17 protein-coding genes are annotated in these 13,090 nt (G+C 34.7%); 10 read left to right on the plus strand and 7 right to left on the minus strand.

Features of this window, described 5'->3' with window-relative positions; all coding sequences use genetic code 11:
• Positions 1-61: 61 nt before the first annotated feature.
• The 5 genes from A9C19_RS09495 to A9C19_RS09515 all read right to left on the minus strand — a co-directional run bounded on the left by A9C19_RS09495 (position 62) and on the right by A9C19_RS09515 (position 2,879).
• The gene (locus tag A9C19_RS09495; protein WP_072579725.1) at positions 62-250 is read right to left on the minus strand and encodes a hypothetical protein; all 189 of its coding nucleotides are present in this window, start codon (positions 248-250) and stop codon (positions 62-64) included.
• A gap of 59 nt (positions 251-309) precedes the next feature.
• Positions 310-1,548 (minus strand): DNA cytosine methyltransferase, encoded by a 1,239-nt coding sequence (locus A9C19_RS09500; protein ID WP_072579726.1) that lies wholly within the window; start codon positions 1,546-1,548, stop codon positions 310-312.
• A 25-nt stretch (positions 1,549-1,573) separates the two neighbouring features.
• Positions 1,574-1,969, minus strand: coding sequence for a hypothetical protein (locus tag A9C19_RS09505; protein ID WP_072579727.1), 396 nt, complete (start codon positions 1,967-1,969; stop codon positions 1,574-1,576).
• Positions 1,970-2,088: 119 nt separating this feature from the next.
• Positions 2,089-2,637 (minus strand): hypothetical protein, encoded by a 549-nt coding sequence (locus A9C19_RS09510; RefSeq protein WP_072579728.1) that lies wholly within the window; start codon positions 2,635-2,637, stop codon positions 2,089-2,091.
• A gap of 56 nt (positions 2,638-2,693) precedes the next feature.
• Positions 2,694-2,879 (minus strand): hypothetical protein, encoded by a 186-nt coding sequence (locus A9C19_RS09515; protein WP_072579729.1) that lies wholly within the window; start codon positions 2,877-2,879, stop codon positions 2,694-2,696.
• Between the two features lie 11 nt (positions 2,880-2,890).
• On the opposite strand from A9C19_RS09515, the gene A9C19_RS09520 reads away from it, so the two are divergent.
• Both A9C19_RS09520 and A9C19_RS09525 read left to right on the plus strand, forming a co-directional pair.
• A complete protein-coding gene (locus tag A9C19_RS09520; protein WP_072579730.1) occupies positions 2,891-3,292 on the plus strand; it encodes an NUDIX hydrolase in 402 nt (133 codons plus the stop codon).
• A gap of 40 nt (positions 3,293-3,332) precedes the next feature.
• Positions 3,333-3,752 carry an HXXEE domain-containing protein gene (locus A9C19_RS09525; protein ID WP_072579731.1) on the plus strand — a complete coding sequence of 140 codons (420 nt, stop codon included), beginning with the start codon at positions 3,333-3,335 and terminating at the stop codon, positions 3,750-3,752.
• Between the two features lie 311 nt (positions 3,753-4,063).
• Here A9C19_RS09525 and A9C19_RS09530 read toward each other — a convergent pair whose 3' ends face one another.
• Positions 4,064-4,528 carry an AraC family transcriptional regulator gene (locus A9C19_RS09530; protein ID WP_072579732.1) on the minus strand — a complete coding sequence of 155 codons (465 nt, stop codon included), beginning with the start codon at positions 4,526-4,528 and terminating at the stop codon, positions 4,064-4,066.
• Between the two features lie 215 nt (positions 4,529-4,743).
• On the opposite strand from A9C19_RS09530, the gene A9C19_RS09535 reads away from it, so the two are divergent.
• The 8 genes from A9C19_RS09535 (at position 4,744) to A9C19_RS09570 (ending at position 11,871) form a co-directional block, all read left to right on the plus strand.
• Positions 4,744-5,244 (plus strand): GrpB family protein, encoded by a 501-nt coding sequence (locus A9C19_RS09535; protein ID WP_072579733.1) that lies wholly within the window; start codon positions 4,744-4,746, stop codon positions 5,242-5,244.
• A 21-nt stretch (positions 5,245-5,265) separates the two neighbouring features.
• Positions 5,266-5,853, plus strand: a complete 588-nt coding sequence (locus tag A9C19_RS09540; protein WP_072579734.1) for a class I SAM-dependent methyltransferase — start codon at positions 5,266-5,268, stop codon at positions 5,851-5,853.
• A complete protein-coding gene (locus A9C19_RS09545; protein WP_072579735.1) occupies positions 5,850-6,596 on the plus strand; it encodes an alpha/beta fold hydrolase in 747 nt (248 codons plus the stop codon). Before A9C19_RS09540 ends, A9C19_RS09545 begins: the two co-directional genes overlap by 4 nt.
• A gap of 433 nt (positions 6,597-7,029) precedes the next feature.
• Entirely contained in the window at positions 7,030-7,779 is a 750-nt protein-coding gene (locus A9C19_RS09550) for a DNA/RNA non-specific endonuclease (RefSeq protein ID WP_072579736.1), read from the plus strand.
• A 369-nt stretch (positions 7,780-8,148) separates the two neighbouring features.
• On the plus strand, positions 8,149-9,315 hold the full coding sequence (locus tag A9C19_RS09555) for an IS256 family transposase (RefSeq protein ID WP_072578625.1): 1,167 nt from the start codon (positions 8,149-8,151) through the stop codon (positions 9,313-9,315).
• A 324-nt stretch (positions 9,316-9,639) separates the two neighbouring features.
• The gene (locus A9C19_RS09560) at positions 9,640-10,401 is read left to right on the plus strand and encodes a class I SAM-dependent methyltransferase (protein WP_072579737.1); all 762 of its coding nucleotides are present in this window, start codon (positions 9,640-9,642) and stop codon (positions 10,399-10,401) included.
• Positions 10,402-10,404: 3 nt separating this feature from the next.
• A complete protein-coding gene (locus tag A9C19_RS09565) occupies positions 10,405-10,869 on the plus strand; it encodes a helix-hairpin-helix domain-containing protein (protein WP_072579738.1) in 465 nt (154 codons plus the stop codon).
• 12 nt (positions 10,870-10,881) lie between these two features.
• A complete protein-coding gene (locus tag A9C19_RS09570; protein ID WP_072579739.1) occupies positions 10,882-11,871 on the plus strand; it encodes a serine hydrolase domain-containing protein in 990 nt (329 codons plus the stop codon).
• Between the two features lie 494 nt (positions 11,872-12,365).
• On the opposite strand, the gene A9C19_RS21760 is transcribed toward A9C19_RS09570, so the two are convergent.
• A complete protein-coding gene (locus A9C19_RS21760; protein ID WP_158515079.1) occupies positions 12,366-12,536 on the minus strand; it encodes a hypothetical protein in 171 nt (56 codons plus the stop codon).
• Positions 12,537-13,090 lie beyond the last annotated feature (554 nt).

Consider the following 13,090-nt stretch of genomic DNA (forward strand, 5'->3'; position numbering starts at 1 on the left):
TTATCTCATACTAAATTAAAAGGAGTGAAATGTTCTTAAAAACATTCACTCCCCTTAGTATTTATTCATTATCCATTAAAATTGCAACTCTACAATTATCCGGATTTTTACGTTTCTCTAATTTTCTTTTATAGGCACTAGTTGTGTAGTAGTAGATAGTCTCTGCCGCCACATTTAAAGTTTCAGCACACTCTTTTGCTGTTCCTATTGCTAACAGATCTTCTCCTTTATATACAGCATATTCCTTCATTTCTCCACGCTCCTAATGTATCTTCTTAGTCTTTTCAAAAACTCCAATCAGTTAATTGTTTAAACACTAACTGCATAACGTGAACGATCTGCACACATCTCAGGTAAGTTTGCCCTGACTAATGCATCAGCAAATGGTGGTGGAACACTATTTCCTACTCTTCGAATCTGGTCCGATTTTGTACCAGTTCGAATATAATTACTAGGAAATCCTTGTCCTGCAAAAAGTTCATGTGGTTGAAGCATTCTAAGTCCTATATCCGTTACCTGGTGACCATTTGTTCTGACTGCTGTAAGTGCAAAGCGGTCTTTTGTTGTAATGGTGTGTAAAGGCTCCCTCAATCCTTGAGCAGTACTTTGTCCGTAATACTTCGTTAGAAATGCGGTGACTAGCCCAAAACGATTACCACCTGCAGTAATTGTGTGTAATGGAGTATCCAAAGATAACCCTCTCACTTCTTTTTCTGATTGCTCTGTATAGTAGCTGATTAGAAAGGCTGCTTTATGTTCCTCTTGTACCATAAATGGCTTATCATTATTAATGATAAACCGCTCTAACCCTTTTTGTATCCGATGTAGGGTATTTTTCACTAATGGTTTCTTACGATCAAATATTGATGGTGCACCAATGCTCCAATCAATAATTTCTGATGATGTTCTCCAAGGCTTTAGCTTTCCTAATTGGACAGCTAGACTTCTAGGATCTCCATGAGTTGGTTCTGGCCACACAATCTTTTTACCATCACATCTTGCAATCATGAAAAAGCGTTTCCTTATAGTAGGTGCTCCATAATCACACGCTTGTAACTCTTTAAACTCAACTTCATATCCTAGTGATTTCAATGATTTTATGAAACTATTGAAAGTAGCACCTTTTAATTCTTTAACAGGTTGTCCATTTTCAATTGGTCCCCAATCCTTGAATTCCTCTACATTTTCTAGCATAATCACTCGTGGTTTTACTGCGAGTGCCCACTTAACTGCAATCCAAGCCAGTCCTCGTATCTCCTGTTTTACAGGTTTCCCACCCTTCGCCTTACTATGATGGGTACAGTCAGGGCTGAACCATGCAAGACCAACTTTCCTACCTCTGCAAGCTTCTCTTGGATCTACATCCCATACACTTTCACAATAGTGCTCCGTATCTGGATGATTCAATTTATGCATTTGAATAGCAGCTGGATCATGATTAATAGCAATATCTACTGATAAGCCTGTAGCCATTTCAATTCCTGTAGAAGCACCGCCTCCACCAGCAAAATTATCGACTATAATTTCTCTAAATAAATTGAGTTGCATGTTTATCCTCCTTCCTTTCACACTCTCAAATATTTAAGGGTTCAAAGCGAAAACTGTATCCTTCACAACATTCTTCATTTTCATTCAAATTCTGAACATAGCCACAACCGTTGCAAAGCACAACATATGGTGTTCCATCTTCACCTTTGCCCACAAATTCATTAGGGGTCTTAATCCATTTGATTAATTCATTTTCACTTTCACCATTACTCACCAAATTAGTTGGCTCCTTATATCCACGTCCATGCTCAATTTCTTGAATGGAGTTATTAATCCACTTACTGATATCATATTCATCAAAACTCTTCTCAAATGGATAATTGTTAATACTTTTCAACTCATTGATTTCTTTATCAAAAATTCTCACTAGTTCTAAATAAGCTCGTTCAAAATTTTTCAAAGCTAAAATAGTGCTATTCATTAAAAATCGCTCCCTTTATGACAATAAAAAAAGTAGTTCGGTATAGATAATGATCTACTCCAAACTACTCAATTACTCTGCTATTTCTAACAGAGACTCTCACTCTAATTAAGATTTATTTATTCAAGCAACAGATACTTCTCTACTACTTGTTCCCATTCTTTAGTGTCTATAACTGCTAGTTCAAGAGGTCGGCCAAAGATTTCCTCGAGTACACCTTGAACAATGCTTCGATTAGAAACCTTTTCTAATAGCTTCACTTGAGGTTTAGCACCCATCACAACAACAATATGTGAATCACTAACTGCTAGAACCTGCCCCTCTCTAAATAAAGCTAAAACTGACATACGCTCCTGCTTGATCGTATCATGTACAAGTTGTTGCTTGTCATAATACTCTTTTCGATATTCCTTTTTCGCAACAGCAAGGATTTTCAATACACGATTTCCTTTATCGGAAAGTGTAATTTCCTTTTGCTCTTGGTTTTCTGGATTATCTGATACTGGAGGAATATTGTCTTCTTCGCCCTCTAGAGGTGGTGGAACTAAGCCATCAGAAGCTGGAATGTTTTCATCAACGACATTAATGTAATCAGCTCCATTTTCCATATCCTTTTGAACTTGATCAAGGAATGTAAAACCCTCATGACTATCGTTATTTGTTTCCATTTCAGGTTTCTCTTCTACTTTAGAGGGCTCTTGTCTAGATTCTTCACTTCCACTCTTCAGCTCATTTTCAAATGCTGAGAGTAAATCAAATAATCCTCCAGACTCCCTGATACTAATTCTTCAGTTTTAGGTTGGTCATTATTAATCTTTTCTTCTTTAACAACCTCATTTTTAGTCTCTTGTTCCTGTACTGGTTCTGATTCTTTCACATCATTAGCATTTACCACTTTCGTACCATTCATTTCATGGCAGAATGCGTCTAAATCATTATCAACAAAGTGCTATTTATAAGGGTAAGTGGGTTTATGTTAGGAATAAAGAAAGATCAACGTGGGAAATTCCAGGTGGTCATAGGGAACAGGGAGAAACTATCAAGGAGACAGCAATAAGAGAGTTGTTTGAAGAAACTGGTTGTATTGATGTTCATTTAACGCCAATTTGCGATTATTCAATTGGTGATTCAGTTACTAACACATATGGAAGGTTATATTTGGGAAGGATAAAAGAGATGGGACTATTGCCAGCTTCAGAAATAGGTGAAATGATACTATTTGATGGTCTTCCTAATAATCTTACTTATTCAAAAATTCAACCAATTCTATATGATAGAACACTTGATTATATAAAAAATTGTGAAGCTATTTATTTAAAGTAAAAGGGGCTTTCAAGGACAAGGTAGAGGAGAAAAAATTAAAATGTATCAGATAGAGGTATATAATGCAATATGGTTATTTGTAGTAATATTTATGCTCCATGATTTTGAGGAAATTATAGCTGTTGAAAATTGGGCGAAAAGAACAGAAAGTAGAATAACAGATAATAGTAAATGGATAAGTAAAAAGATTTGGCAATTTTGGAATGTTAACTCGTATTCCTTTGCCAAGAGAGATGTTTATATTTTCTTAACAATGTCCATTATTACCTTCATTAAAATTCAAAACGTTGAAAGTTTAATAATTTCAATTTTGTATCTATCATTCTTACTATTTGTATTAATACACAATGTATTTCACGTCTTGCAAACTTTGATATTAAAAACGTATACTCCAGGACTTTATACAGCTATCTTTTTAGTAACTCCTTATACCATTTATTTGTTAGTACTCTTAACATAGTAAAATAAATATTACTTTGCAGCTTGGCAACCTAAACGGTATTTAATTGAAAAAGATAAAAAGTTTCAACCACACATATTAGAATTGTTTAATATGTGTGGCTTCAGGTCCCTGAAAGAGGAATACTGTTAGAGATGAAGCGAGACAAAATTTTTTAAAGGGATTTTCATTCTTTTAGATTTAAAAATGTCTTTTTTGAATCATGCATAATTGTATCTCTAATATTTTCTTGATTATCGTTTGTAAACTATATTTCTGTTAAAATCAACCTTTATCTATAAAATATCCTTATATAAATATTCGGCTTAGCGTTATTCATTTTGATACTCTCCTTGAATCGGTACACATATCTCACAAAAAGATTCGTCCTCAGCTTCCCCAACATATCTCTCAAAAATTGTCTTTGAATCAAGCACATAGCCTTGTTCTTTCAGATAAGGGAAAAGCTCAACATACGTTTTCTCTAAATCTTTAGCGGTGTGCTTTACTTTAAAAATAAGATAGGGCCCTCCACTTATTTCCCCTTCATAAACAGACTCATCAAGAAGTGTATCCTTTGATAGCACGAGACAGCCATCAAATCGGCAGTTTTCAGGCGGAGTTGTCAATGGATTATCCTGTGGAACAGCTAAGATAAAAGAAGAGTGGAGAAGATTTCTATCTCTCGCCCAATGTTTTATTTTCTCTATTACTTCATAATTCTCAGGACCATATCGACCAACTCGTCTCATGTAGGCAATACGGTAGTTTGGTATAAGTTCAACTTGAATGTCCATTTCTTCGCTCCCTTTCCATCGTGTACTTTGTTCTAATTCGAATATAACATTCTTTAAAATAATATAGGTTTAGATTTTTAAAATTTTTCAATTAGTGTAAAATATTAGAAAAGATAATTTTAGCTAAGAGTAACGAAGGACCTCCACAACAATGAGATAGGTAAAAATAGAAGGTTTAACACCAAAGATTGTTCCCAACAAGAAGGAGTAGAAACATGACAAATAATGTAACCATTCAAAACTACAACCCAAATTGGATCATACATTTCAATGAAGAGAAAAAGCAGCTATCCACTCTTTTATCAGATTTTATACTTGCCATCGAACACATCGGAAGTACGGCTGTAGAAGGGTTAAGTGCTAAGCCCATTATAGATATTATGATCGGAGTTAGTGACCTAGAGTGTGTAACGGAATTTATCAAGCCTCTTAAACAAGTAGGCTATGAATTTGTCAATCATGAAAATTTTCCAGAACGTCGCTTTTTTCGGAAAGGGGAGTGGCGCGCTGGTACCCATCATTTGCATGTTTATCAGTATGGAGGTAAGCATTGGAAAGATCAGATTCTATTTCGAGATGAATTAAGGAAGAATCATACTTTACGAAAGGAATATCAGCACTTAAAGCTTGAGCTTGCAAAAAAATACAGCCAGAATGTTGTAGCGTATACAAAAAACAAAGCACCTTTTATTCAAGGCTTTTTGGAGAATAGTTGAAAACATATTGAGGTGATATAGATGAAGAGCGAAGTACGTAAAGTCGTAATAGGTGCAGGTCCATACCATAATAATCCAGGATGGATTCATACTCAAGAAGAAGAACTCCATTTATTAGATGAATCAACCTGGAAGGAAAGGTTTGAAGAAGGCTCATTATCAGCCGTTCTTGCAGAGCATGTGTGGGAGCATCTTACGTTTTCGGAAGGGGTTCTTGCAGCCAAGCGTTGCTGGCGGTATTTGAAAGAGGATGGATATATACGTTGTGCTGTGCCAGATGGGAACTTCAAGAATAAGGAGTATCAACAAATTGTTCAAGTAGGAGGCCCTGGCCCTGTTGATCATCCGGCTGCTACTCATAAGTTCGTTCATACACACAAAACGATAAAACGTATGTTTGAATTAGCTGGATTTGATGTGGTTTTAGTAGAATATTGCGATGATAACGGACGTTTTAATATGTCGAAATGGGATGGAGAAAAAGGCAAGATATTTAGGTCAAAGAAATACGATCCTCGTAACCAAGGAGAGAGTCTTGTTTTTCCATCATTAATAGTAGATGCAATTAAAAGGAAAAAAGATATTAAAACTAGGGAGCTTAAACGATGAATAATGAAAAGTTTATACAAGTCTATGATTGCCTTCTTTACACTCATCTTTTGGGTAATAAATCCAGTAAACCAACACTTGTAATGGAAGCTGGGTACGGGAATGATTCACATGCCTGGGACTCAGTTATCAATGAACTTTCCACTCTAACTGAGGTATTCGTTTATGATCGAGCAGGACTTGGTCAAAGTGGGAAAACGACAAGATTCCGGACAAGCAGAGAAATGACGGAAGAATTAAAGGAATTAGTTAAAAAGGTAAAGATAAAGACTCCCTTTATCTTAGTTGGCCATTCTTTTGGAGGGGTGATTGCTAGATTGTACGCTACAATGTATCCTGACGATGTGTGTGGAATGGTCCTTGTCGATTCTACACCTGAGAATTATCGGGAACGATTTCTACCGACTATGAATGAAAGCTTTCAACAAGCCTACGAAAAGCAATTTATTTATGAAAGCAATGCGGAAGAATTTACAGAAAGTCTAAATCAAGTGAAAAAATCAAGAAAAATGTTGGATATTCCATTAGTTGTCCTATCAGCTGGAAAAAAAGCTCATTACTCTTCTCAATCTCAAGAACTATGGCATGAAATGCAAAGAGAAATGCTAACAATCTCAACGAAGCCTAAAATGGTCATAGCTAATAATAGTAGCCATTATATACAAGACGATGAGCCAGATATAATAATCGAATCGGTACAATATTTACTGGATAATGATAAGGCTTCTGTTAAAGTGGATTAGTTTTTTAAATCATTTAATTTTACTTTCATAATTTATGTTTCACTGTTTCTCAATGAACTAATACCATAGGCGATTACATCAATAACCAAAACTCGCCGTTTTTTCAATTATAGTAGGTCTTCCATACATACTAGACTCTAATGAATGATTATAGTTTTTTTGAATTTAGGACTAATTTCTTTAGAGTATTAGCTCCAACCTTTTAAGTAAATGAATTACTTTCATAAAAGCTTATTTTAAAGAATTACAGATCTACAGAATTTAGATACCCTTTACATTTTGACTATTGATCAAGTGTCCGGTCTGGATGGTAGAAGTAAACCTACGTTTACGATTTTAAATAGCACTAATTCTTTTCATCATTCCTTTTTGTTCCTCAAATCGTATATAATGGTCATTTGAAACGATTTATTGAAAGAAGGAGTGAAAAGCTATGAAAAAAATATGGTTTACATTAACAGTACTAGTTACTTTCAATATAGTAACAGCATGTAGTGATGAAGATATCGAAAAGCTGAAGGTGATTGGTGACATAGTCGATCTTGTTGCTACTGAGGTTCAATCAGAAGTACAACCTGTGTCGGTAGAAAACAAAGATTTGTCAAGCTTAGTATATAACGGTGAGGATCAAGTCGTAGCAATAAATGATAACTCATCGACTTTTTCTCATGATGAATTAAGCTTAGAAAAAGGAAGTTGGCAAACATTCTCTCATTTAGACTCATTGAATAGAGTAGGAGTGGCAAATGCCATGCTATCAAAAGAATTGATGCCGACAGACGAAAGAGAATCATTATATGTAGATCCTACTGGTTGGAAGAATAAAAAAATAACGGTAGATGATAAAACCGAATGGTTGTACAATCGTTGCCACTTAATCGGTTTCCAATTAACGGGGGAAAATAATAATCTAAAAAACTTAATGACTTGTACAAATAGCTTGAATAATCCTAGTATGCTAGTTTATGAAAATCAGATAGCAGCATATATAAAAGATACAGGCCATCATGTACGTTACCAGGTGGAACCTATCTTTAAGAACAACGAACTTGTCGCTAGAGGTGTACATATGCAAGCGAAAAGCATTGAAAGTGATGATATAGATTTCAATGTATACATTTTTAATATCGAGCAAGGAGTTACTATAAATTATAGTGATGGATCTTCTGAAGTTCGTAATTAGTAATAGACTAAAGAAGTGAGAGAGTGGAGGAACGTGATGAGAATGGATATCTAGGTCCAGTTTTTCTTTTAGTAGGGCGAAATTTGTCATTTCAACCCGAATAGCGGATAGAGGCTCGATAATCGCGGATAAAGCTTGTCGAATAGCGGATACAGTCACAATAATCGCGGATAGAACGTGTCGAATAGCGGATAGACTACAAAAAATCGCGGATAGAACGAGAGAAGTACCTAATAGCACCTAAAATCGTTCACAAAACACCGAGTTTCAGATAAAGTCCATATAATTGTGTAAAAAGAAAGGAGTCATTTTATTCCTTCTTGTCAACAATGTTTAACGACCAAGAAAAACATTGAAAAGGAGAATAAAATGACTCAATTACAGTTTAGCCTAGATATGAATGTTTTAAAAGATTCAGTTATGAATTCTAATATTGATACTGTTATAAAGTCTGCAATAGTTTTAGTTTTAAATGAATTTATGGAAAAAGAAAGAGACGAATATCTCCATGCATACCCTTATGAGCGTTCTGACGAACGTAGAGATTACCGTAATGGTTACTATGAACGTGATTTAACTATGAGTGTTGGCAAGATAAAACTCAAGGTCCCTCGAACACGTCATGGTGAATTTTCACCATCTGTATTTGAGAAGTATGCACGTTGTGATCAGGCTTTGGTCCTTTCTATGTTAGAGATGGTCATTAATGGTGTATCTACTAGGAAAGTGACACATATTGTTGAACAACTCTGCGGTGAGAATATATCAAAATCATTTGTATCCTCACTTACTCAAAAATTAGATCCAATCGTGAATGACTGGGCAAAGAGACCTTTAAACATAACTTACTACCCCTTTGTTTTTGTAGATGCTATGTATATAAAAGTTCGTGAACATCAACGAGTTGTCTCTAAAGCTGTCTATATTGCTACTGCTATTACAGATAAAAACAAACGTGAAATCCTAGGATTAAGTGTTGATCATACAGAAAGCTTTGAATCCTGGAGAAACTTTTTCCAACAACTGAAATCACGTGGTCTTCAATCTCCTAAGCTTGTAATTTCCGATGCTCATCAAGGTCTTCAGAAAGCTATCCAGCGTGAATTTATTGGGACTTGTTGGCAAAGATGTAATGTCCATTTTAAGCGTAATATTTTTACCAAACTGCCAAAAAAAGATTCTACTGAGATAAAATTGATGATAAAACGTATTTTTGAAGCTGTCACAATTGAAGATATGAGAAACTTTAAAGAAGAGTTGATGGCTCAGTTTACTGACAATCATAAATATGAAAAAGCACTCGCTATCCTGGATGATGGTTTCGAAGATACCATACAATACATGAACTTTCCAGAACACATACGTTGCCATATCAGAAGTACTAATTCTCTTGAAAGATTGAATCAAGAGGTACGTAGAAGAGAGCGAGTCATACGAGTTTTTCCAAATACACAATCTGCTTTTCGACTAGTTGGCGCAGTTCTTATGCATTACCAGGATTCTATCTATTCTAAAAAGAAATCCTTAACAAAATAGTTCCTTTTTCAGCATAGCTTCCAATTGTGGGAGGATCTCATATCCAGGAATAGCTGTCAAAGTGAGGAGCCTTTGACAGCTATTCCTGGATATGAAGTGATTAACCCATGGAAGCATTGCTCGAAAAAAATGGGAGGTTAATAAAAGATTTAGAAGACGAAAGGTTGAAAAACATTGTTTAGAGTTTTTACACAATCGTTAGGACTTGACTGAGTTTCATCAGAAATCATCCCCTAACAGCATCAAAAAAGAAGAAATGTGAGATTTTAAACGTATTTATTTAAAAAAAACGCACTTATTTAGACCTAAGGAGGAAGATACTACATGAATCATGCTTTAGGAAGTGAAATTGCTATTAAAAGATGGAATGCATTTGCAGATACGTATGCTAAAAAGCATACTGAACAAGGTGATCTTCATAAAGAAGTGTTTCTAAATCCTACTTTATTTTCCCTTATCGGTGAAGTGACAAATAAACGTATTTTAGATGCTGGCTGTGGCGAAGGCTATTTTAGTCGATTACTCTCAAAGCAAGGTGCTAGAGTCACAGCAGTGGATGCCTCATCTAGGATGTTAGAAATTGCTGCAGAAAGAACACCCGCAGAATTGTTTATACATTATCAGCTTGGAAATTGTGAGAATTTACATGAATTGGAAGACAATCAGTTTGACTTGGTTGTTTCAAATATGGTGATCCAAGATCTAGAAGATTTCGAAAGTGCTTTTCAAGAAATCAATCGTTTATTAGTAGACAATGGCTCCTTTATTTTTTCAATTTTGCACCCTTGCTTTGTTACGCCTGGTAGTGGGTGGGAGAAAACAGATAGCGGGGAAAAGCGTTATTGGAAAGTTGATAACTATTTTTATGAAGGTGTTTATGAACAGCCAATGGGAGATAAGGAAAAAATGCTATTTTTTCATCGAACCTTAACCACCTATATGGAGACTATACATAAAACAGGTTTTCTAGTAGAGAAACTAGTTGAACCGAAACCAGCAAACAAGATGCTAGAAAAACATCCATCCTTTGAAGAGGATTTGCGTTGTCCAGATTTTCTAGTATTTAAGCTGAGAAAACAGGTATAAAACATGAAAAATAAAACTCCAAAATTACCTTTGTCACAGGAGCAAAAAAGTCTACTACGCAAGAAGAAAATGAAAATCTGTGATATTCATAGGCTACATATAGAGGAAATTCAAGAAATATTTTCACTAACAATAGAAGAAGCGAAAACCTTAAAGGGTCTGGCATCCTTTCAGGCAATCCCATCGATTGGGTACGAATTAGCCTACAAAATGGTCCATCTATTAGGCTTTTATCGTGTAGATCAACTACGAATGAAAAAATGGCCTGACGTGTTTCAACAACTTGAACAAACCTTAGGTTGCTGGACAGATTCCTGTGTTGAGGATCAAATAATATGTATCATTCACCATGTAAACAATCCAGATAGTGAAAAGGTTTGGTATGATTTTACACAGGAACGGAAGGAATATAGAATGAAGCACGGTTATCCTGATACAAGACCAACCATGCCTTGGTATGAAAAGTAAGGAGTATTTAATATGAACCTACAATTATATGTAGATATGATTAAAGAAAAAAATAATAGTAGTGCTTCTGCAATATATATCTTAAAAGATAATAAAGTGGTATATGAATATTACAATGGATATCATTCGAATACGGCTGACTCATTGCCTATAACAAGTGCTTCCCAGTTTAATGTAGCTTCTGTTAGAAAAAGCTATCTTGGACTGGTGCTTGCATATGCTCTTTATGAAGGTAAAATCAAGAGTCTAGATGAGTATGTTTATCCTTATTTCGACGATCTTGATAAAAAGCTTCTTGGAAAAACAACGATTCGCCATTTAGTTACTCATTCTCATGGGTTGAATACGAAGGAAAATGGTGAAATGTTTAGAGAATTTGAACCGGGAGAAAAATGGGCGTATCGAGGGATCAATGTGCTACTTATTACAAGATTAGTCCATTATCTTTACAAGAAACCTTTTCCAGAATTTTTAAAAGAAAAGGTATTTTCGCCTTTAGGTTTAAATGAGACTGGCTGGTACAGTCATGAGAATGAAAGGTTAGTGAAAGTCATAACAGATCCTAGTAAGGAAGGAACATTCCATATAGGAAACTCAAGCTGTGGTACAGAAGCAAATCTTCATGTTTCAGCTCGTGATCTTGCTCAATGGGGAAATCTACATCTAAATCGCGGTCTTTATCACGGCAAGCGAATTGTCCCTAAGGATGTCATTGATATGGCAACTACCATTCAAAGTCCAAAGCTAACCAATAGCCAAATACCAAAGCATGGGCTTTTTTGGTATGTTCAAGGAGCCACTTCCATCTATTCAGAGCTTGGTGATAGGGTACCTAAAGGCTCTTATCAAATAATAGGTGTTACTGGGCCTACACTACTCGTCATTCCTACGTATAAAATCGTTGTTGCAAAAATGTATAATAAGAGATTCAACTATGGTGGAGAGAACTATCTTTTTTACTTAAGAGAGTTTAGTAATTTAGTGGCAGATACTTTTAAATAATTTTTTATGCATATGAAGGTGAAAAAAACTAACTAAATGCTATCAGCTTGAAAGATTAGGAAAAGTAATTCATATTAAAGATAAATTTTGGAATCCCTCAACATATTATTAACGAAATTCCTGAAAATGTAAGATTTAAACATAAACCAGAAATTTCAAAATGATAAATAACTTAATAAAAAGCACTAATTTTTAATAATGGTACTTCCTCTTTAAACTACTTAAGAAGACTAAGATGGTTTACAGTGTCATGAAAATGAGATTCGGAATGTAGCAGTTATTGGAGTTAACCCTTTAAACCGTTCGTTAATGTTATGCGTTAAATTGTGAGGCGTAAGTCAATTCCGTTCGCTAGACTATTCGAAATAAAAATTAATTACTTTGTTACTCACAAAGCTTTTTATGCCTCTAATACTTAAAAGCTAGTGAAACTTCAATTTCAACGGTATTATTTACTTTATCGATCCGACTAGATAATAGTTCAACATGACGAGTTAACTTGTCTGACTGTTTTTAAAATCAACAGTGTCAAATAAAGCAATCTGTTCCATTATTGCACCTGAATGATGATAAACATTATTTTCTCGTTTCTTTGTAGTTGCAAGCGTTTTGAGAAGGTTAGCTCGGTCCCGTAGCTGCTTAGCTGTTTCAATTGCACATATCATAGAGATTGAGCTACCATCCTATTCAACCATAGGGTTCAAACTGGCTTTTTGGATAATTTCTTTTCTTTTAGTTCCAATATATCATTCTGTGTATTTGATAGCTCCATCAAAACCTCCTCAGCAGTGATTTCATATGAAGTGTAAGATTCTACTTTTGGAACTTCAATTACATGTAAAGTAAAATTCACTCTGTAATTTCCCAACTTTTTTATGGAGGCTAGAAAGCAGATTAATAACTTGTGCAAGTATTTTTAAAGTTAACATAGAAAAAAGCTCTTTACGAAGGAAGAATCAAAAAAATTTCAAAATCTGATACTTAAAAATAAAATATAATAGAAAGTGAAATGAGTGTTTTAAAAGGTATTTGAGTACTACTAAGAATTGAAGCTACTATTTAGAGATTACAAGTGTCCAATTCTAAAGTCTAAAACTAATATACTTTATTACGATAGAAGGATTACAAACTCTATATAAGATAAATATGTAAAACGCATCTTCATAGTTGTGTTTAATAATCAAATGAGATTTTGAAGGTTTTTGCATTGTAATTTTTG

Origin of the sequence: Bacillus weihaiensis (genome assembly GCF_001889165.1) — a bacterium.
Lineage (GTDB): Bacteria > Bacillota > Bacilli > Bacillales > Bacillaceae > Metabacillus > Metabacillus weihaiensis.

Excerpts from the sequence above, each read along its gene's own strand:
- A9C19_RS09515 (WP_072579729.1), bottom strand. The coding sequence starts at position 2,879 with ATGAATGGTACGAAAGTGGTAAATGCTAATGATGTGAAAGAATCAGAA.
- A9C19_RS09535 (WP_072579733.1), top strand. The coding sequence starts at position 4,744 with ATGACAAATAATGTAACCATTCAAAACTACAACCCAAATTGGATCATA.
- A9C19_RS09555 (WP_072578625.1), top strand. The coding sequence starts at position 8,149 with ATGACTCAATTACAGTTTAGCCTAGATATGAATGTTTTAAAAGATTCA.
- A9C19_RS09540 (WP_072579734.1), top strand. The coding sequence starts at position 5,266 with ATGAAGAGCGAAGTACGTAAAGTCGTAATAGGTGCAGGTCCATACCAT.
- A9C19_RS09560 (WP_072579737.1), top strand. The coding sequence starts at position 9,640 with ATGAATCATGCTTTAGGAAGTGAAATTGCTATTAAAAGATGGAATGCA.
- A9C19_RS09510 (WP_072579728.1), bottom strand. The coding sequence starts at position 2,637 with ATGGAAACAAATAACGATAGTCATGAGGGTTTTACATTCCTTGATCAA.
- A9C19_RS09545 (WP_072579735.1), top strand. The coding sequence starts at position 5,850 with ATGAATAATGAAAAGTTTATACAAGTCTATGATTGCCTTCTTTACACT.
- A9C19_RS09525 (WP_072579731.1), top strand. The coding sequence starts at position 3,333 with ATGTATCAGATAGAGGTATATAATGCAATATGGTTATTTGTAGTAATA.
- A9C19_RS09500 (WP_072579726.1), bottom strand. The coding sequence starts at position 1,548 with ATGCAACTCAATTTATTTAGAGAAATTATAGTCGATAATTTTGCTGGT.
- A9C19_RS09520 (WP_072579730.1), top strand. The coding sequence starts at position 2,891 with ATGCGTCTAAATCATTATCAACAAAGTGCTATTTATAAGGGTAAGTGG.
- A9C19_RS09530 (WP_072579732.1), bottom strand. The coding sequence starts at position 4,528 with ATGGACATTCAAGTTGAACTTATACCAAACTACCGTATTGCCTACATG.
- A9C19_RS09495 (WP_072579725.1), bottom strand. The coding sequence starts at position 250 with ATGAAGGAATATGCTGTATATAAAGGAGAAGATCTGTTAGCAATAGGA.
- A9C19_RS21760 (WP_158515079.1), bottom strand. The coding sequence starts at position 12,536 with ATGATATGTGCAATTGAAACAGCTAAGCAGCTACGGGACCGAGCTAAC.
- A9C19_RS09550 (WP_072579736.1), top strand. The coding sequence starts at position 7,030 with ATGAAAAAAATATGGTTTACATTAACAGTACTAGTTACTTTCAATATA.
- A9C19_RS09505 (WP_072579727.1), bottom strand. The coding sequence starts at position 1,969 with ATGAATAGCACTATTTTAGCTTTGAAAAATTTTGAACGAGCTTATTTA.
- A9C19_RS09565 (WP_072579738.1), top strand. The coding sequence starts at position 10,405 with ATGAAAAATAAAACTCCAAAATTACCTTTGTCACAGGAGCAAAAAAGT.
- A9C19_RS09570 (WP_072579739.1), top strand. The coding sequence starts at position 10,882 with ATGAACCTACAATTATATGTAGATATGATTAAAGAAAAAAATAATAGT.